Raw genomic sequence first — 17,793 nt, forward strand, 5'->3', positions numbered from 1 at the left:
TGACTTGCGGAACCGGGCGCAGCCGTGCTCCAAGTCCAAGTCACAGCAAGGACCGAGGAAAAGCCGATGAACCCGTGGACACACAGAGCCATCCTGCTTTTCTTCATGATCCAGATGCTGTTCCAGACCATATTATCGTCGAGAGTGACCGAAGAGGTCCGGTGGAACCTCTACTGGATATTCTTCGGTATGGCGTCAGTCGCCCTGTTAGACTTCATTATCGGCAAGCTGCGGGCGAAGCGCACGTCCGCCTGAGCAGCCTGCCCCCGCCCTATCGCGCCAGTTGCGTGTCCATCGCCGCCAGCATTGCCGATGCACCCTGCTCCGCCAGATCGCTATGGTCGCGGAACAGCGCGAACAGTTCGCGACCAGTATCGTAAATGTCCGGCGCGGACTCGGCGAGTGGCCGCGCGGCCCACTCCGCCGCATCGACCAGCGCCTCCAACTCGCCCGTCTGCGCGCAGACCCGCACCACATCGCCGTCGCGCAGCCGCGCGATGGGACCGCCGCCAATCGCTTCGGGTGACAGGTGGATGGCGGCGGGCACCTTGCCGGATGCGCCCGACATGCGGCCATCCGTCACCAGCGCGACCTTATACCCCTTGTCCTGCAACACGCCCAGCGGCGGGGTCAGCTTGTGCAGTTCCGGCATGCCGTTGGCGCGCGGCCCCTGAAAACGCACGACGACGACCACGTCCCGGTCCAGCTCGCCCGCCTTGAAGGCGCGCAGCACATCATTCTGCTCGCTGAACACGCGGCACGGCGCCTCTATGGTCCAGCGGACGGGATCGACCGCGCTGGTCTTCATGATCGCCCGGCCCAGATTGCCCTCCAGCAGCGCGATGCCGCCATCCGCGTTGAACGGATCGCTGACCGGGCGCAGGATGCTGTCGTCGCGCGTTTGCCGGTCATAGGGTTTCCACGCCAGCGCATCGCCCTCCAGCACAGGTTCCGCCGCATAGGCGGTCAGGTCGTCGCCCTCGACCGTCAATATGTCGCGGTGCAGCCGGCCCGTTTCCAGCAACTCGCCAATCACCCAGCCGATGCCGCCCGCATGGTGGAAGTCGTTCACGTCGCGCGCGCCATTGGGATAAACGCGCGCGATCAGCGGGATCACCGACGACAGTTCGGACAGGTCGGTCCAGTCGATGCTGATCCCCGCCGCCCGCGCGATGGCGGGCAGGTGGATGGCATGATTGGTCGATCCACCCGTCGACAGCAGGCCGATGGCCGCATTCACGATCGCCTTTTCATCCACGCACAGGCCCAGCGGGCGATAGTCATTTCCCTCCCAACTGATGTCAGTCAGCCGGTGCGTCGCCGCCCGCGTCAGTTCCTGCCGCAGCTTAGTACCCGGATTGACGAAGGCCGCACCCGGTATGTGCAGGCCCATCATCTCCATCATCATCTGGTTGGAGTTGGCCGTGCCGTAAAAGGTGCAGGTGCCCGCCGAATGATAGGAGGCGCTTTCCGATTCCAGCAGCTCCGCACGGCCGACCTTGCCCTCCGCATAGAGCTGGCGGATGCGCTGTTTTTCCTTGTTGGCGAGGCCCGACGGCATCGGCCCGGCGGGCACGAAGATGGTCGGCAGATGGCCAAAGCGTAGCGCGCCGATCAGCAGACCCGGCACGATCTTGTCGCAAATGCCCAGCAGCAGCGCTCCCTCGAACATCGCATGGGACAACGACACCGCCGTCGCCATAGCAATCACGTCGCGGGAGAAGAGCGAGAGGTCCATGCCGGACTGCCCCTGGGTCACACCGTCGCACATGGCGGGCACGCCGCCCGCGACCTGCGCCGTCGCGCCCTTCTCGCGCGCGAACAGCTTGATCTGGTCGGGGTAGCGACCATAGGGCTGATGCGCGGACAGCATGTCGTTATAGGCGGTGACGATACCGAGGTTCAGCGCCTTGCCGCCCATGATCGCCGGCTTATCCTCGCCCGACGCGGCAAAGGCATGGGCGAGGTTGCCGCACGCCAGCGCGGAACGGTTCGTGCCCGCGTCCCGCCCCCGCTTGATGAGGTCGAGATATTTGGTCCGCGCGGGCGCGCTGCGCTCCACGATCCGCTGCGTGACCCGTGCGACGACGGGGTGAAGATCAGTCATGCCAGCTTGCTCCATCCCGTTCGATCAGCGCAATCGCCGATGACGGCCCCCAGTTCCCGGCGGCGTAGCTCTGCGCCTTCTGGCCGCTGTCCTTCCAGCCGCCGACAACGGAATCGATCCATTGCCATTGCGCCTCCACCTCGTCGCGGCGCACGAAAAGGGTGGTGTCACCCTCCAGCAGGTCGAGCAGCAGCCGTTCGTAGGCGATGCGGCGGCGCTGGCCGTCGAACGCCTTGACCAGCGACACGTCGAGATCGACCTCCTGCAACTTCACGCCTTCGCGATCGAGGCCCGGTTCCTTCGCCATGATGGACAGGCGGATATTCTCCTCCGGCTGGAGGCGGATGATGAGCGTGTTGGCCTCCAGCCGCGAACCCGCGCCATTGCCCTTTGCGCCCTTGCCAAAGATGCTGTGCGGCACCGGCTTGAACTGGATGAGGATTTCCGACTGGCGGCTGGGCAGCCGCTTGCCCGTACGCAGGTAGAAGGGCACGCCCGCCCAGCGCCAGTTGTCGATATGCGCCTTCAGCGCCACGAACGTCTCCGTATTGGACGGCTTGCCCAGTTCGTCGGCATAGCCGGTGACGATCTCCCCCTTCACCGCGCCGGGCGCATATTGGCCGCGCACGCTGTTGGCGCCGACGCTGTCCGCGTCCATCTTGCGAAGGGACCGCAGCACCTTGACCTTCTCGTCGCGCACCGCCGTGGAATCGAGCCGCGCAGGAGCCTCCATGGCGATGATCGAGAGGATCTGGAGCATATGGTTCTGTACCATGTCGCGCAGCGCGCCGACCCCGTCATAATAGGAGACACGGCCTTCCAGCCCAACCGTCTCCGCCACGGTGATCTGCACATGCTCGATGGCGTTGGCGTTCCACAAGGGTTCGAACAACATATTGCCAAAGCGCAGGGCGAGCAGGTTCTGCACCGTTTCCTTGCCCAGATAATGGTCGACGCGGAAGATATTCTCCTCGTCGAACAGCGCGCCGATGGCGTCGTTCACCACCTTGGACGAGGCGAGGTCCGTGCCGATCGGCTTTTCCATCGCGATGCGCGTATGGTCGTCGATCAGGCCCGCATCGGCCAGCGCCTGCGCGGTCGGGCCGAACAGCGATGGCGGCGTGGACAGATAGACCGCGACCGGGCCGCCATTACCGCCCTTCATCCGGTCCGACAGGCACTGGACACTTTCCTTCGCGCTCACATCGACCGCGCAATAGCTGACCATGTCCATGAAGGCCGCAATCCGCTCCGCATCCCAGCGGTCGGCGGGCAGATAGTCCTTCAGGCTCTTCTCGATGCTCTTGCGAAAGGCACCATCATCCATCGCCGTCCGGCCCGACGCCAGGATCGAAAAACTTTCCGGCAACAACCCGTCGGAGAAAAGGTTATAGAGCGACGGAAACAACATGCGGTGGGCCAGATCGCCCGTGGCACCGAAAAGGACGAGATTGGTTGACTTGTCTGGCAAAGGACCATCCTTTTCGCACGGGCGAGATACTGAAGCGCCGGTTCCCATTCCTGTCGCCCTCGGGGAGTGGGGCGGAAATCGTGCCGGTCGGGATATAACGTAATTCCCCCCGCTGATAAAGAAAGGCCGTTTATGCGTGCACGCCGCCAGAAGCCCCTTTTCCTGACCTTTGTTGCGGTAACGGCACTATCCGCCTGTTCCGGAGGGCACCCGGACGAGGAGCCCACCGCCAATGGCATGACCAGCAACAGGGCCGCACCCGCGCCCAATGCTGCACTGGCGAATGATACCGCTCCCATCGATAAGCCGCAAAAGCTTTCCGCCAAGGTCGACGGTTTCGAGTTTGAATATCAATGGCCGGGTGAGGCCGCCGCCATCCCAGCGCTGGATAGCTGGCTGCGCGGAAATGGCGAAAGCCTGCGCAAGAGCAACCAGTCGGACGCCATGGCGGCCAAGGCGGAGGCGAAGAAGGATGCGTTCGTCTTCAACGGCTACAGCTATCAGGAGGATTATACGGCGGCGGCAAACACGCCGCGTTTCCTGGTCCTTATCAGTGACGGCTATGTCTATACCGGCGGCGCGCATGGCATGCCGATCAACACGGCGATCCTGTGGGACAAGGCCAGTGGGAAGCGCCTTGCGACCAGCACATTGATCGACCTGCCCCGCTTTGCCGCTGCTGCGCGTAAACGCTTTTGCGATGCGCTGGACAAGCAGCGGGAGGAAAAGCGCGGCGAGCCGGTACGGCATGACGATCCCAACGACATCGTCGATTTCAACAGTTGCGTGGACCTGACCAAGCAGCTTGTGGTCCCCATCTCGCACGGTGGCCGGGCGCTGGACACGGTGCAGGTCATTATCGGTCCCTATGAGGCCGGTCCTTATTCGGAAGGGCGCTATGTCATCGACCTGCCGCTGGATGCGGGCCTGCTGGCGACGGTCAAGCCGGCCTATCGGGATGCCTTCGCCCCGGCGGACTGAACCGGGGACGCGGCTCGGTCGTCAGGTGGCCGGTCGTCAGGTGGACAGATACCAGCGACCCGTCCCCTGCAAGCCGATGGCAGTCAGCCGGTCGCTGGCATAGGCGCCGGTGTCGATACCGATGCGGTTGGGCTGCTCGTCCACGAACTCACTGATGCTATGGCCATGGACGACCATGTGGGAGTGCCGGGTCGCGCTGCCGAGGAACTCACCGCGTATCCAGCGCAGGTCGCGCCCGTCCTGCGACTCCAGAGCGACGCCGGGCCGGATGCCGGCATGGACGAACAGATAATCGCCGATCACCAGACTGTTGGGCAGCTCTTCCAGGAAGTCGCGATGGGCGACCGGCACCTGCGTCATCATAGCCTGGAACAGCGCCTCGTCGCTTCCTCGCTCTATGGTCGCGGCGTCCACGCCATAGCTGAGCAGCGTCTCGCGCCCCAGCCGGCGAAACAGGGACAGGCCATGCGGGTCGCCGCGCAGCGCCAGCAGGAACATCTCCTCATGATTGCCCATCAGGCAGGTCATGCGCGGCCAGCGATCCGCCATGGCCATCACAATATCCACCACCCCCGCCGAATCCGCACCCCGGTCGACCAGATCGCCCAGCATGACGAGGCAGAGCCGGTCCACCGGTCCGCGCGCCTCGCTGTCGGTGACGATAGTTTCCAGCAACCGGCGCAGCAGGTCGCAGCGGCCATGCACATCGCCGATGGCGTAGACGCGCACGCCCTCCCCCACGCTGGGGGCAAAGGAGGCGGCGGAGGCGTCAGTGGATGACCCTTCCCCGCCACTTCCAAAAACAGACCGTAACTGCCTGAACATCAGCGCATTGTCCTACCGGCGCGCGACGCTGGCAAGGCTTGTGTGCGATTTCCCCCTGCGGCGGCCTGCGCAACCGGTGACCGCCAGCCTCAAAGCCGGGGCAGTGTCACCCCGCGCTGGCCCATATATTTGCCCGCACGGTCGGCATAGCTCGTCTCGCACGGCTCATTACCTTGCAGGAACAGGAACTGACACGCGCCCTCATTGGCGTAGATGCGCGCGGGCAGCGGCGTGGTGTTGGAAAATTCCAGCGTGACATGCCCTTCCCAGCCCGGTTCCAGCGGGGTGACGTTCACGATGATGCCGCACCGCGCATAGGTGGACTTGCCAAGACAGATGACCAGCACATCGCGCGGGATACGGAAATATTCCACTGTGCGGGCCAACGCAAAGCTGTTGGGCGGGATGATGCAGCAATCGGTCTTGCGGTCGACCAGGCTGTCGCCGTCGAAATTCTTGGGATCGACGATGCTGCTGTTGACGTTGGTAAAGATCTTGAACTCGTCCGCCACCCGCGCGTCATAGCCATAGGAGGACAGGCCATAGCTGATGACGCCGTCGCGGCGCTGTGACTCCACGAACGGCTCGATCATGCCGTTTTCCTGCGCCTGCGCGCGAATCCATTTATCCGATAATATCGCCATGCCTGCCCCTTACCGCGCCCTTGCGCGTGTTTCTACCGATTTGGCCGCTACAGGTTACCCGGTCCAAAAGCATGGGGCAGCAGGTCCGCCACCGCATGACGCACCGCCCCCTCCAGCCCCGATGCCGAAGCTGGCGCGCTATGGATGGCGAGCGCCCGGCCCGCGACATGCTCCGCCTCCACCAGCATCTGGCGGCAGCGACCGCAAGGCGTCACCGCCACGCCGGAGGGAGCCGAAGCCGAATCGCCGACCACCGCCAGGGCCAACGCCCGGCCCATCACGCCGCTGGCATGGGCCGACGCCAGCGCCACCGCCTCCGCGCACAACGACAGGCCATAGCTGGCATTCTCCACATTGGCGCCGCGCACCACCGTCCCGTCGTCCAGCGCGATCGCCGCGCCGACGGTAAAGCCGCTGTAGGGCGCATAGGCATGGCCCCGCGCGGTCCGCGCCTCCTCCAGCAGGGCGGCCACGTCGACAGCGGGAACCGCAGCGGTCATTCCTCGACGCTCGCCTGAGGCTTCACGACCGTCCATTCCACCGTCTCCTCCGCCCCGCGCAGGCGCTTGCGGCGGTTCGCCGTCCACAGCACCCAGGGATGGCTGGCATAGGCCGGGACCAGCCAGTCGCGGTCCAGCCAGATGGTCCGGTTGATCCCGCCGCTGACGGTATAAGCCTGCTCGAACGGTTCGGTGATGCGCAGGATGGCGGGCTTGCCACTGTGCGCCTCAATCTCGTTCAGGAAGGTGTTGAGTTCGGACAGGACCACGTCGCGGTCCGGCCGGGACGCGCAGCCCGGTTCGAAATCCAGCGCGACGACTGGCGGCAACGCGCCATTATCCCGCGGCACGCTGGCGATGAACAGCCGCGCCTGATCGCTGGCGGCGCGACACAGGCTATAGGCGTGGATCGCGCCATAGCGCAGCCCCGTCGCGCGCGCCTGCGCCCAATTCGCACCAAAGCTGGGATCGCGCCGGTCGCTACCGCCCGTCGCCGCCAGATAGGCGAAATCCACACCCTGCGCACGCAGGGTCGGCCATTCCACCGCGCCATTGCGCGCACTGACCGCAACCCCCTGCAACGGATAGCGATCCCGTCCGGGTGTCCAGCGGCCCACGCCCCAGTAAAGCAGGCCCGCGCCCACCACCGCCACGACCAAAATCGCGACCAATATCCGAAAAGGAGTCCACATCGCGCGACGCCCGATACGCCCGCTGTCCGCCCACACCTGCGCCATTATTATCTTATCCCTTGATGTGCAGTACGCAGATGAGCGTGAAGAGGCGGCGCGCCGTGTCGAAATCGACCGTTATCTTCCCCTCCAGCCGCTCCTTCAGAAGCTCTGCCGCTTCATTGTGGATGCCGCGCCTGGCCATGTCGACGGTCTCGATCTGGGCCGGGGTCGCCTGCCGGATCGCCTGGAAATAGCTGTCGCAGATGGCGAAATAATCCTTGATGGACCGGCGGAACCGCCCCAGCCCCAGGATGATCGCCTCCAGCGGTTCGTCATTCTCCCGGCGGATCTCGATGGCCAGCCGCCCTTCCTCGACCCGCAGGAAGACCCGGTACGGCCCGGCATAACCATCGGCATGCACCCGCTGCGGCGCGAAGTGATTCTCTTCCAATATGTCGAAGATGGCGATCCGCCGCTCCTGCTCGACGTCCGCGTTGCGCCACAGGATAGTCTTGTCATCCAGCGCGATGTCGATGATGCGGGGGTCGGCCATAATCGCCTTGTTCCATATGTCCGACTGCGGCCAAGAACAAGCATGGCGTGCAGGAACGCCGCCACTCGTCCACAGCTTTTCCATCCCCATTATCCACAGGCGCTTCGACCAACGTCCCCTTGTGCGAACGGCCGGATGAGAGGATGAGGGGCCATGGTCGAATTGAAACTGGCAGCGGACAACGCAACCGCAAACGAATCCCTGCGCCTTCCCCGCAATATCGAGGCGGAGGCCGCGCTGATCGGCGCGCTGCTGATCGACAACCGCATCGCAGAGGATGTGCAGCAGAAGCTGAAGCCCGACCATTTCCACGATCCGCTGCACGGACGTATCTATGAGCTGATCCTGCGCCTGCTCGACAAGAATATGGTCGCCAATGCGGTGACCCTGCGCCCGATGCTGGAAAATGAACCCGGCATGGCGGATCAGGGCGGCGCAGGCGCCTATCTGGCGCAGATCAGCGCCAACAGCATCTCCGTCATCGGCGCGCGCGATTTCGCACGGCAGATCTATGACCTTGCCCTGCTGCGCGAACTGATCGGCGTGGGGCGCGGGCTGGTCGAGGGTGCGCTCGACACCAGCGAGAGCATCGACCCGCTGGGCCAGATCGAGGCGGCGGAAGTCGCGCTCTACAAGGTGTCGGAGGGCGAAGGCGAAAGCGGGTCAGTGAAGACCTTCGTCGCCGCCGCGACCATGGCGGTGCAGGTGGCGGAACGGGCGCTCAACAGCGGCGGCCACCTCTCCGGTATCACCACCGGCATCAACGGCATCAACAACAAGATCGGCGGCCTGCACAACTCCGACCTTATCATCCTTGCCGGTCGTCCGGGCATGGGCAAGACGTCGCTCGTCACCAACATCGCCTATAATGCCGCCTCCCGCTGGCTGCGCGACAAGGCGGATGACATCCCCGACGAGCGCAACATGGGCGCGGGCGTCGCCTTCTTCTCCCTCGAAATGTCGGCGGACCAGCTTGCGACCCGTATCCTTGCGGAACAGTCGGGCATCAGTTCGGAAAACCTGCGCATGGGCAAGATCAGCCGGGCGGAGTTCCAGAACCTGAGCCGGGCGGCGCGCGATCTTCAGGAACTGCCGCTGTTCATCGACGATACGCCGGGCCTCACCATCGCGGCGCTGCGCACCCGCGCCCGCCGGTTGAAACGCCGCCATGGCATCGGCCTCGTCATCGTCGACTATCTCCAGCTTCTTCAGGGTTCGAGCAAGAATGACGGCAACCGCGTCAACGAAATCTCCGAGATTTCGCGCGGCCTCAAAACGCTGGCGAAGGAACTGCACGTCCCCGTGATCGCCCTGTCCCAGCTCAGCCGTGCGGTGGAGCAGCGCGAGGACAAGCGGCCCGTGCTGTCCGACCTGCGCGAATCCGGCTCGATCGAGCAAGACGCGGACATGGTGTGGTTCGTGTTCCGCGAGGACTATTATGAGATGTCCAAGCAGCCGCGCATCGAGGAAGAGGCCGCCTATCAGGCATGGGCCGACCGCATGGAGCAAATCCACGGCATCGCGGAACTGATCGTCGCCAAACAGCGCCACGGCTCCACCGGCAAGGTCCGCATGAAGTTCGAGGCGCAGATCACCAAGTTCAGCGATCTGGCCGACGATGGCCAGCAATATGACGACAGCTATGAGTGAGGCCCTTGCCCAACCCGCTCGCGCACGTTAGTTCATTACGCGTTCAGCGCGAGGAGCCGAAGCCGCTGCCACTATAATCAGTGGTGGAAATCAGATGCGGAACATCCTGTACGGGCTGGGACTGGCCCTGTTGCTGCCCCTTTCGGCGCACGCCCAGAGCGGCAGGCCCAGTGACATGGGAGGCAGTATGGATGGCGAACGCATGGGCGGAATGGGCGGCCGGGGCCGGGGCGGCGGCATACCGGGCGGCGAAGACGGCATGGGACCGGGACGCGGCGGCAATCATCCCGCCGAAATGAAGCCGATCAAGCGCGAACGGCTGGACCAGATGGTGGAGGCGATGGCCGCATCCGCCGACACGGACCGCGACGGCATCGTTACACTGGACGAATTGCGTGCGGTTCTGGCCGCCAGGCGCGACGCCACCATCCGCGCCCGCTTCGAGAAAATCGACACCAACCACAACAAGCTGATCGAACCGCAGGAATTTCTGGCGTGGCAAAGCTCGCTGGGAAGCGCCGCCATGTCAGACCGGCAGGCGCTGGGCGATGAGGGTGGCCCCATCGCGGAATCGCTGCCCCCGCCAGACATCGACAAGACGGAGGACCGCATCCTGCGGCGGCTGATCGAACCGCTCAGCGCCACGGTGATCGTCAATGCGAACAGCAATTATGACAAAGGCGCATCCCTGTCCGAACTGATCGCCTATGAACGGCAGAAGTTCGACGCGCTGGATGGCAACAAGGACGGCTTCCTGGTTGCCGAAGAATTGCATTCGCTGGAGCCGAAGGGCGCGCGGGGGCCGGGTGCCCCCGGTGGCGGTGGCCCCGGCATGCCGCCGCCGCGCGGACGCGCACCGGACAGGAATCCAGCCGACAGGGACGAAAACTAACGGCAGGGGCGCTTCAGGCCCCTGCCCCGACGCCCTCGGTGGCAACCGCAAACGCCTCCGCTGCGATGGCGGTGCTGCGCTTGCGGGCCTGATGGTCAAAAATCTGGCTTGTCACGATGATTTCATCCGCCTGCGTGCGGGCGATGAAGGCGCTCAGGTCTGCCGCGACCCTGTCCGGCGTACCGACCGACGTCACCGCCAGAACATCGTCCAGCATCGCCCGAACCGGCGGCGCCAGCGTATCGGCATAGTTGCGGACCGGCGGCTTAAGCTTGCCCGGCTGCCCGGTGCGCAGGGCGACAAACGCCTGCTGCATGGAGGTCGCCAGATATTCCGCCTCCGCCTGATCGTCGGCGGCAAAAATATTATAGCCGACCATCACGCGCGGCTCCGCCAGAAATTCAGAGGGGCGGAAATGCTCGCGATAGATAGCGATCGCCTGATCCATCTGGCCCGGCGCGAAATGGGACGCGAAACCATAGGGCAGGCCCAGCGCGGCGGCCAGTTGCGCGCCGAACGTGCTCGACCCCAATATCCACATCTCGACATTCGCGCCCGCACCAGGCGTGGCTATGAAGCCAAAGTCGGGATCGCCCGCGAAATAGGCCTGCAATTCCATCACGTCGCGTGGAAAGGCGTTGGGATCACTGTGCAGCGTCCGCCGCATCGCCTTGGCGACGCGCTGGTCGGAGCCGGGCGCGCGGCCCAGCCCTAGGTCTATCCGGCCCGGAAACAGCGCATCCAGCGTCCCGAACTGTTCGGCGATCTGGAGCGGGGCGTGATTGGGGAGCATGATACCGCCCGACCCGATACGGATGCGGCTGGTGGCGTGGCCGACATGGGCCAGCACGACAGACGTCGCTGCCCCGCCGATGCCCGGCATGCCATGATGCTCCGCCACCCAATAGCGGTGGTAGCCCAGCGCATCGCAGTGTGCAGCGATATCCGCCGCTCCTGCGAGCGCTGAGCGTAACGAACTGCCTTCCGCGACGGGAACCAGATCGAGGAAAGACAGTCTCGTCATGCAACGGATATGGGAGCGCGGCGCGCGCTTACAAGAACCCTATCGAGCGGACGGGCGGATCAGCCCTTGGCGCCGCGCACCGTCCGCTCTTCAAGGCTCATCGTGCCACAGCTGGTGAGGCGGGCGGACTGATAGGCTTCCAGCGACGACAGGCTGAAATCATGGGCGGTCACGTCGAGCAGCGCGGCCCGGTCACGGGCGCGCATTTCCGCCTTGGCGGTCAGAACCTCGGCCTGACTATAGGTGCCGCCCTCGTTGAGAACGATGGAGGCGACGGCGCGCGGGCTCATCTCGGCCAGGTCGATCTTGCCCTTGCCCTTCTGCTTATAGTGCGCGTCCAGCGCCGCGCGAGTGTCGGCCGACAGTTCGGTCGCGGTCTTTTTCGCATCCGCCTTCGTCGCTGCCGCGATGGTGGCGTTGACCGAGATGCTGACGCCCGATGCCGAGGTGGCGGAGGAATTGCTGCTCGCCAGATTGGCGGTGGTGGCGGTCAGTTGCTGAAGCGCGGTGGTGTAGGCCGATCCCAGCGAACCGGTCGAATTGCTGCTGCTGTCATAATTGAGGTAGGAAATCAGCGACATGGCTGCATCCGATCAAAAAGAGAAGATGCATCATCCGATAAAGGCTTATGGTTAACAGTATCTCAACAGGCCGGGCCGCCGCCCGCTCCGGTCAAAAGGATGCGCCGTCCACCTGCTGCACGGTCAGGCCGTCGATGTCGCAGGCAGGGACAGCGCGCAGATTGATCGCCCGCATCGCCGCGCCGTCCGCCCCCTGCCCCTCCGCAAAGGGCTGAACGCCGCAGGTTGGACAGAAGCGATGGGCCAGCTTGTGCGTGTTGAAGCGATAGGTGCCCAACGCTGCCGCGCCCTGCGTCAGGGTAAATTGCCCGGCGGGTACGAAGGCGAGGAGGAAGCCCTTGGCCCGGCAATGCGAGCAATTGCAGCCGATTGCCTGCTCCGGCATGTCGGCATCCACCCGAAACGCCACCGCCCCGCAATGACAACCGCCTTCAAACGCCATGATCCTGCTCCTGTGCCGATGAGCGCGCACTATGGCGGGATGGGTTGCGCGGGTCCAGAGCGACGGATCGGCAGGAGCAACCTATCCGCGCGTAAAGGTCCATCCCGCCCAGAGCCAGCCGACGATCATCAGCGTGCCCCCGATCGGCGTGACCGCGCCAAGGATGCGCGGGCCGCCAAAGGCCATGGCGTAGAGCGTGCCCGCAAAGATCGCCGCGCCGACCAGCATGAGCCATGCAGGACCGCGCATCTGGCCACCCAGCGCGATGATCGCGACCGCATGAACCATCTGGTACAGCCCTCCAGTCTTGAGATATTCGGCGGCCTTCGCCTCTGCACCATGCGCGCCAAAGGCCCCCGCGGCGATGGCGATGGCGGCGGACAGGGCGGCCAGTGCGAACAGCATCATATCATCCTTCTCTGCACGGGCGGGGGTCAGCCCGGAAATTATCGCATTATCGCGCCTGCAACTCAGGCATTGTCGCCGACCGGCTCGTCCACGGTCGCGGGGACCGGACGCACCGAGGTGGAGCGCGCCCCGAAATTCATGCCCTTGGCCGCCATCAGGCTCCCCTCCGCAATCTGGCGGTCGAGGCGGGCCTTGTCATTGGCGCGATAGCGGGTTTCGGTGTCGCGTATATCCTCCTCCGCCACGCCCAGCGTCGCCAGCACGTCCAGCCCCATGAGGATGGCGGATTCAAACACTTCGCGGGTCACGCCGAACACTTCGGCGCCCTCCAGCGCGATCAGTTGCCGCCGGTCGAACGCGCGCACGAAGACCGCCGCCTGCGGAAAAGCTTCGAGGATCGGCTGCACCGTGGCCGCGTCGAAACTGGGGTCGTCCATGCAGAAGGCGATGACGTTCGCCTGATCCGCATCCGCACGGCGCAGCAGGTCGAGACGAGTCCCGTCGCCATAATAGACCTTCGTATCGAACTTGCGCGAAATCTCGATCTGTGCGGGCTTCATGTCGATCAGAGTCACACCGCAACCCGTCCCCTGCAACAATTGCGCGACCGTCTGGCCGAACCGGCCATAGCCGACGACGATGGCGCGCGAGGGCGGCGCATCGTCCGGACCGGCCAGCGCCGCGACATCGGCCGTCCGCGCGAACTCCAGCCGGCGGGCGAAGATCATCAGGAACGGCGTCGTCACCATCGACAGGGTGACGATGGCGCTGAACATCGTGGCCGCCTCCGGTGCGATGAGCAAGCCCGCGCTGGCCTGGCTGAACAGGACGAAGCCGAACTCGCCGCCCTGGCTGAGGAGCATACCAAGGCCCAGCGACTGCGGCCAGGACACGCCGAACAGGCGGCAGACAAGCGCGATGATGCCCGCCTTCACCGCCACCAGCACCAGCGCCATGGAGAGAATGAACAGCGGGTGGGCAAGGATGACGCCAATATCGAGCACCATGCCGACCGCCACGAAGAACAGGCCGAGCAGGATGGTGCGGAACGGCTCCACATCCGATTCTATTTCGTGCCGATAGGGCGAATCGGCGAGCATCACACCCGCGATAAAGGCGCCCAGCGCCGTCGACAGGTGCAGCGCGTGCATCAGCGCGGCGGCGGCCAGCACGGTGAACAGGCCGACCGCGACGAACAATTCCCGCTCCCCAAAACGCCCGACCAGCCGTAGCAGCGGACGCAGGACGAAACGGCCCGCCAGCACGAGGCCGGCAATCGCGCCCAGAGTTTGCAGCACCGCCATCCATCCGGGCGGGCCGGATGCCGCGGCGGGATCGCGCGACAGGCTGGCGATGATGGTGATGAGCGGGACGATGGCGAGGTCTTGCAACAGCAGGATGGAGAAGGCCCGCTCGCCGAACGGGGAGTTGATGCGACCGCTGGACTTGAGCATCGGCAGCACCTGCGCGGTGGACGACAGCGCAAGGGGCAGGCCGAGCGCGAGCGCCGCGCCCCAGGTGAAGCCGGTCAGCAGGATCACCGCCGACAGCGCAAGGCCGCACAGCACCACCTGCGCGACGCCCAAACCGAAGATATCGCGCTTCAACCGCCACAGGCGCGACGGGTGAAGCTCCAGCCCGACGAGGAAGAGGAGGAGGACGATGCCGATCTCCGCGATCGCCATCTTGCCCGCACCGCCACCGACAAGGCCGAAACCGAACGGCCCGACCGCCGCACCCGCGACCAGATAGCCCAGCACCGCACCCAGACCGAGGCGACGGAAGGGAATGACGCAGGCGAGCGCGGCAGCCAACAATATGACGCCATCGCTCAGCAGGATTTCGATGCCGCTTGTTTCATCCATGGGCGCGATCCTGATCCTGCGAGTCTGTGGCGGCAGCCTCCAGCGCGGCGAGGGCCGCGTCGAAGGCAAGGAGAATGGAGGCATGGCGTGCGGGATAGGAACGCGCGGCCGCCAGCGTGTCGATATTCGGCCAGTCGGGCAGGCGGTCATCCTCCCCGCGCAGATAGGCGGCAAGGCCCGCCTGCGCCGTACGGATGGCGGCGACGTCTCGGCCCGGCGCGGCGGACGCCAGAATCGCGGCGGACGCCTGCCCCAGCGCACAGGCGCTGACCGTGACGCCGATCGCGGCGATGGAACCGCTAGCATCGCGTGTCACATCGACCCCCACCCGGCTGCCGCAAGTCGGCGAGCGCCGCTCCGCGCTGCCATCCGGCGCTGCCAGAGGCGGCCATTGGGCGGTGGAGGCCGCGAGGCGCAATATGTCGATGGTATAGAGGGCTTCGGCCATGCCCGCCTTCCTCTAGCCGGGTAGCGCCAGAAACGAAAGGCGGGGATGACATGCGCCGTGCATGATGGGCAAAACGGCCTTCCGGGGTGTCACCGGGCGTTTCATTCCGAATCAACAATCTGGCGGGCTCGGCGGCGGGTCCGCCGCATCCGGTACGCCCCTCGACACAGGCTATTCGCCGCCACCTTCATTTGCGGCGTCCCCGGCATCCTCCACGCTGACCGGTCCCATCAGGCCGCCATGCACGCGCCGTTCCGCCAGCCATTCGCTCATCGCGCGGCCGCTGGCGTTGAGCAGCGGATAGGTGCGGCTGTGGCGCATCCAGTCCGGGCGGGCGGTATCCTCACCGAAAAATGTATCATAGACCATCGCGAAACCGACAAAGGCGACGGTGGCGATCAACAGGCCCTTGAGCGCGCCGAATCCGAACCCCAGCACCCGGTCCACCGGGCCAAGCAGCGAGGTCTTGATCGCCCCGCCGATCCTTTGCGCGGCGAAACGCCCCACGAACCAGGTGATGCCGAAGACAAGGATGAGGCCGAGCAGCGCCGCGCCTCCTTCCGTGCCGACAAAGCCGGTCAGCATCTCCGCCACGGGCGCGTGGAACAGGCGGACGGCGGTCATGGCGACGGCCAGGCCGACCATCGACAGCACCTCGCACACCAGCCCGCGCCGAAAGCCGAGGATGCCATTGCCGCCCATCAGCAGCAGCACGATGATGTCCATTGCGGTCATGGAAAGGCTGGCTATCCGCGCCCGAGCATCTGGTCAACCAGCGCGGCTAGCGAACCATAGCCGTTGAGCGTCAGGCCGGGCGGTGGATCGCCGACCGATGCGGGCACCCAGGCGCGCGAAAAGCCCAGCTTGCTGGCCTCGCGCAGTCGCAGCGCGCCATGGGCGACCGGACGGATTTCGCCCGACAGCGCAATCTCCCCCAATATCACCGCGTCGGCGGGCACCGACCGCTCCGTCAGGGCGGAGATCAGCGCACCCGCCACCGCCAGATCCGCCGCCGGGTCTTGCAGCCGGTATCCGCCCGCGACGTTCAGATAGACTTCGCAGGAAGAGAAGCTGAGGCCGCAGCGCGCCTCCAGCACCGCCAATATCATCGCCAATCGCCCGCTGTCCCAGCCGACCACCGACCGGCGCGGGGTCGCGCCGCTGGCGATGCGCACGGTCAGCGCCTGTATCTCCACCAGCACGGGGCGCGTCCCCTCCATAGCCGGGAAGACGGTCGCGCCCGTCACCATCTCGTTGCGGTCGGTCAAGAACAGGGCGGACGGGTTCGCAACCTCGGACAGGCCCAGTTCGCCCATCGCGAAGACGCCGATCTCGTCCGTTCCGCCAAAGCGATTCTTGACCGCGCGCAGGATGCGATACTGGTGGCTGCGCTCCCCCTCGAACGCCAGAACGGTATCGACCATATGCTCCAGCACGCGCGGCCCCGCGAGGCTGCCGTCCTTGGTGACATGGCCCACCAGGATGAGCGCGCTCCCCTGCCCCTTGGCAAAGCGGATCAGTTCATGGGCGCTCTCGCGCACCTGGCTAACCGTGCCGGGCGCGGAATCGATGACGTCGCTGTGCATCGTCTGGATGGAGTCGATGATGACCAGCGCGGGCATGGTCCCGGTCGTCAGGGTGGTCAGGATGTCGCGGACCGACGTTGCGCTGGCCAGCAGCACCGGCGCATCGCCAAGGCCGAGGCGACGGGCGCGCAGCCGCACCTGATCCGCCGCTTCCTCGCCGCTGACATAGACGACCGGCCGCCCGGACCGCGCGACATTGGCCGCCGCCTGCAACAGCAGGGTGGACTTGCCGATGCCGGGGTCGCCGCCGATCAGCGTCGCCGAGCCGCTGACCAGCCCGCCGCCCAGCGCGCGGTCGAACTCCGCAATGCCGGTGGGCAACCGTTCGGGCAGCGCGATATCGCTGTCCAGCCCGACCAGACTGATCGCCCGGCCGCCCGTGGCCAGGTCATGCCGGGCGGAGAAGACGGTGACGGGCGCCTCCTCGATCAGGCTGTTCCACTCGCCGCAATCCTCGCATTGCCCCTGCCAGCGCGCCGCGACGGAGCCGCATTGCTGGCACACATATTTGCGTTTCGCCTTTGCCATGACAGGCTCCATATCAGAACGGATAGGGAACGCCAGAGGCTAGATAACCAGTCCGCCTGTTGCCGGAAAGTCGCGGCGGTGGCACGCGCCGACACAGCGCCCGGCAAACTTCGCTTTGCGCGCCCGACAAAGGCCATTATGGGCGACGACGGACCCGCGCTGCGGCACGGGTTCGAAAAGATCGCGCCGGTGCCCCGCAAGGGGCTTAAAACGGGAAGGCGGTGCGGATGCGCCCAGCATCCAATTCCGCGGCTGTCCCTGCAACTGTAAGCGGTGAGCGCGATGCACAGGCCCCTCCCCTCCCATGGAGAGAGGCAGCCACTGGACCCACGCCGCGAGGCACGGTCTGGGAAGGCGTGCATCAAGCGATGACCCGCGAGCCAGGAGACCTGCCGGCGCAGGGTCGCTCTTGCCTTGGTCCAGGGGATGGCCGCGGCACGGTAGATTCCGTCTGAGCGACGAACGTCACGCGGCAGGGGCCGCATTGCCGTGAGCGCGGCGGGTGCGATGCGCCCATCCGACGCGCGCCCGGCGACCGTTCGGCGGACTCGACGCGAAAGCGAGCACCGGACGACAGCCCCCGTCGCGATCGCTCAGGCGCGCAAAGGGGATTA

At 65.5% G+C, this 17,793-nt stretch carries 19 protein-coding genes and 1 riboswitch; of the genes, 4 read left to right on the top strand and 15 right to left on the bottom strand.

Annotated features, from left to right (window positions below; translation table 11 throughout):
• Window positions 1-66: 66 nt before the first annotated feature.
• Window positions 67-255, top strand: coding sequence for a hypothetical protein (locus tag LWE61_RS13750; protein WP_234151066.1), 189 nt, complete (start codon window positions 67-69; stop codon window positions 253-255).
• 16 nt (window positions 256-271) lie between these two features.
• On the opposite strand, the gene edd is transcribed toward LWE61_RS13750, so the two are convergent.
• Together edd and zwf are read right to left on the bottom strand one after the other, a co-directional pair.
• A complete protein-coding gene (edd, locus tag LWE61_RS13755) occupies window positions 272-2,107 on the bottom strand; it encodes a phosphogluconate dehydratase (RefSeq protein WP_234151069.1) in 1,836 nt (611 codons plus the stop codon).
• Window positions 2,100-3,518, bottom strand: coding sequence for a glucose-6-phosphate dehydrogenase (zwf, locus tag LWE61_RS13760; protein WP_234151354.1), 1,419 nt, complete (start codon window positions 3,516-3,518; stop codon window positions 2,100-2,102). Before zwf ends, edd begins: the two co-directional genes overlap by 8 nt.
• A 297-nt stretch (window positions 3,519-3,815) precedes the next feature.
• Here zwf and LWE61_RS13765 point away from each other — a divergent pair, with 297 nt between their 5' ends.
• A complete protein-coding gene (locus LWE61_RS13765) occupies window positions 3,816-4,559 on the top strand; it encodes a PdaC/SigV domain-containing protein (RefSeq protein ID WP_234151074.1) in 744 nt (247 codons plus the stop codon).
• Between the two features lie 36 nt (window positions 4,560-4,595).
• On the opposite strand, the gene LWE61_RS13770 is transcribed toward LWE61_RS13765, so the two are convergent.
• The 5 genes from LWE61_RS13770 to LWE61_RS13790 all read right to left on the bottom strand — a co-directional run bounded on the left by LWE61_RS13770 (window position 4,596) and on the right by LWE61_RS13790 (window position 7,755).
• A complete protein-coding gene (locus LWE61_RS13770; RefSeq protein WP_234151076.1) occupies window positions 4,596-5,384 on the bottom strand; it encodes a metallophosphoesterase family protein in 789 nt (262 codons plus the stop codon).
• A gap of 89 nt (window positions 5,385-5,473) precedes the next feature.
• Window positions 5,474-6,028 (bottom strand): dCTP deaminase, encoded by a 555-nt coding sequence (gene dcd / locus LWE61_RS13775; protein WP_234151079.1) that lies wholly within the window; start codon window positions 6,026-6,028, stop codon window positions 5,474-5,476.
• A 47-nt stretch (window positions 6,029-6,075) separates the two neighbouring features.
• Complete coding sequence (locus LWE61_RS13780) at window positions 6,076-6,528, bottom strand: cytidine deaminase (protein WP_234151082.1); 453 nt, start codon at window positions 6,526-6,528, stop codon at window positions 6,076-6,078.
• Window positions 6,525-7,265 (bottom strand): GH25 family lysozyme, encoded by a 741-nt coding sequence (locus LWE61_RS13785; RefSeq protein WP_234151085.1) that lies wholly within the window; start codon window positions 7,263-7,265, stop codon window positions 6,525-6,527. The genes LWE61_RS13780 and LWE61_RS13785 overlap by 4 nt, the downstream gene beginning before the upstream one ends.
• 7 nt (window positions 7,266-7,272) lie before the next feature.
• Window positions 7,273-7,755: a UPF0262 family protein gene (locus LWE61_RS13790; protein ID WP_234151088.1), complete on the bottom strand. Its 483-nt coding sequence runs from the start codon at window positions 7,753-7,755 to the stop codon at window positions 7,273-7,275.
• Window positions 7,756-7,908: 153 nt separating this feature from the next.
• Between LWE61_RS13790 and LWE61_RS13795 the strand changes: the two genes are divergently transcribed.
• Both LWE61_RS13795 and LWE61_RS13800 read left to right on the top strand, forming a co-directional pair.
• Complete coding sequence (locus tag LWE61_RS13795) at window positions 7,909-9,405, top strand: replicative DNA helicase (RefSeq protein ID WP_234151104.1); 1,497 nt, start codon at window positions 7,909-7,911, stop codon at window positions 9,403-9,405.
• A 94-nt stretch (window positions 9,406-9,499) separates the two neighbouring features.
• Window positions 9,500-10,297, top strand: a complete 798-nt coding sequence (locus LWE61_RS13800) for a calcium-binding protein (RefSeq protein ID WP_234151107.1) — start codon at window positions 9,500-9,502, stop codon at window positions 10,295-10,297.
• A 13-nt stretch (window positions 10,298-10,310) separates the two neighbouring features.
• Here the strand turns inward: LWE61_RS13800 and LWE61_RS13805 are convergent, their stop codons facing one another.
• From LWE61_RS13805 to radA, 8 genes are all read right to left on the bottom strand, one after another.
• Window positions 10,311-11,321, bottom strand: a complete 1,011-nt coding sequence (locus tag LWE61_RS13805; RefSeq protein WP_234151110.1) for an LLM class flavin-dependent oxidoreductase — start codon at window positions 11,319-11,321, stop codon at window positions 10,311-10,313.
• Window positions 11,322-11,380: 59 nt separating this feature from the next.
• A complete protein-coding gene (locus LWE61_RS13810; protein WP_234151113.1) occupies window positions 11,381-11,902 on the bottom strand; it encodes a hypothetical protein in 522 nt (173 codons plus the stop codon).
• A 91-nt stretch (window positions 11,903-11,993) separates the two neighbouring features.
• On the bottom strand, window positions 11,994-12,344 hold the full coding sequence (locus tag LWE61_RS13815; protein WP_234151122.1) for a GFA family protein: 351 nt from the start codon (window positions 12,342-12,344) through the stop codon (window positions 11,994-11,996).
• 81 nt (window positions 12,345-12,425) lie between these two features.
• Window positions 12,426-12,749: a DUF423 domain-containing protein gene (locus LWE61_RS13820; RefSeq protein WP_234151355.1), complete on the bottom strand. Its 324-nt coding sequence runs from the start codon at window positions 12,747-12,749 to the stop codon at window positions 12,426-12,428.
• 65 nt (window positions 12,750-12,814) lie between these two features.
• On the bottom strand, window positions 12,815-14,617 hold the full coding sequence (locus LWE61_RS13825) for a cation:proton antiporter domain-containing protein (RefSeq protein WP_234151123.1): 1,803 nt from the start codon (window positions 14,615-14,617) through the stop codon (window positions 12,815-12,817).
• Entirely contained in the window at window positions 14,610-15,065 is a 456-nt protein-coding gene (locus tag LWE61_RS13830; RefSeq protein ID WP_234151124.1) for an iron-sulfur cluster assembly scaffold protein, read from the bottom strand. The genes LWE61_RS13825 and LWE61_RS13830 overlap by 8 nt, the downstream gene beginning before the upstream one ends.
• A gap of 171 nt (window positions 15,066-15,236) precedes the next feature.
• Window positions 15,237-15,800, bottom strand: coding sequence for a CvpA family protein (locus tag LWE61_RS13835; RefSeq protein WP_234151125.1), 564 nt, complete (start codon window positions 15,798-15,800; stop codon window positions 15,237-15,239).
• 11 nt (window positions 15,801-15,811) lie between these two features.
• Window positions 15,812-17,179 (bottom strand): DNA repair protein RadA, encoded by a 1,368-nt coding sequence (gene radA / locus LWE61_RS13840; RefSeq protein ID WP_234151126.1) that lies wholly within the window; start codon window positions 17,177-17,179, stop codon window positions 15,812-15,814.
• 170 nt (window positions 17,180-17,349) lie between these two features.
• A riboswitch (cobalamin riboswitch) is annotated at window positions 17,350-17,590 on the top strand.
• Window positions 17,591-17,793 lie beyond the last annotated feature (203 nt).

It is taken from the genome of Sphingobium sufflavum, from assembly GCF_021403115.1.
GTDB classification, from domain to species: Bacteria; Pseudomonadota; Alphaproteobacteria; order Sphingomonadales; family Sphingomonadaceae; genus Sphingobium; species Sphingobium sufflavum.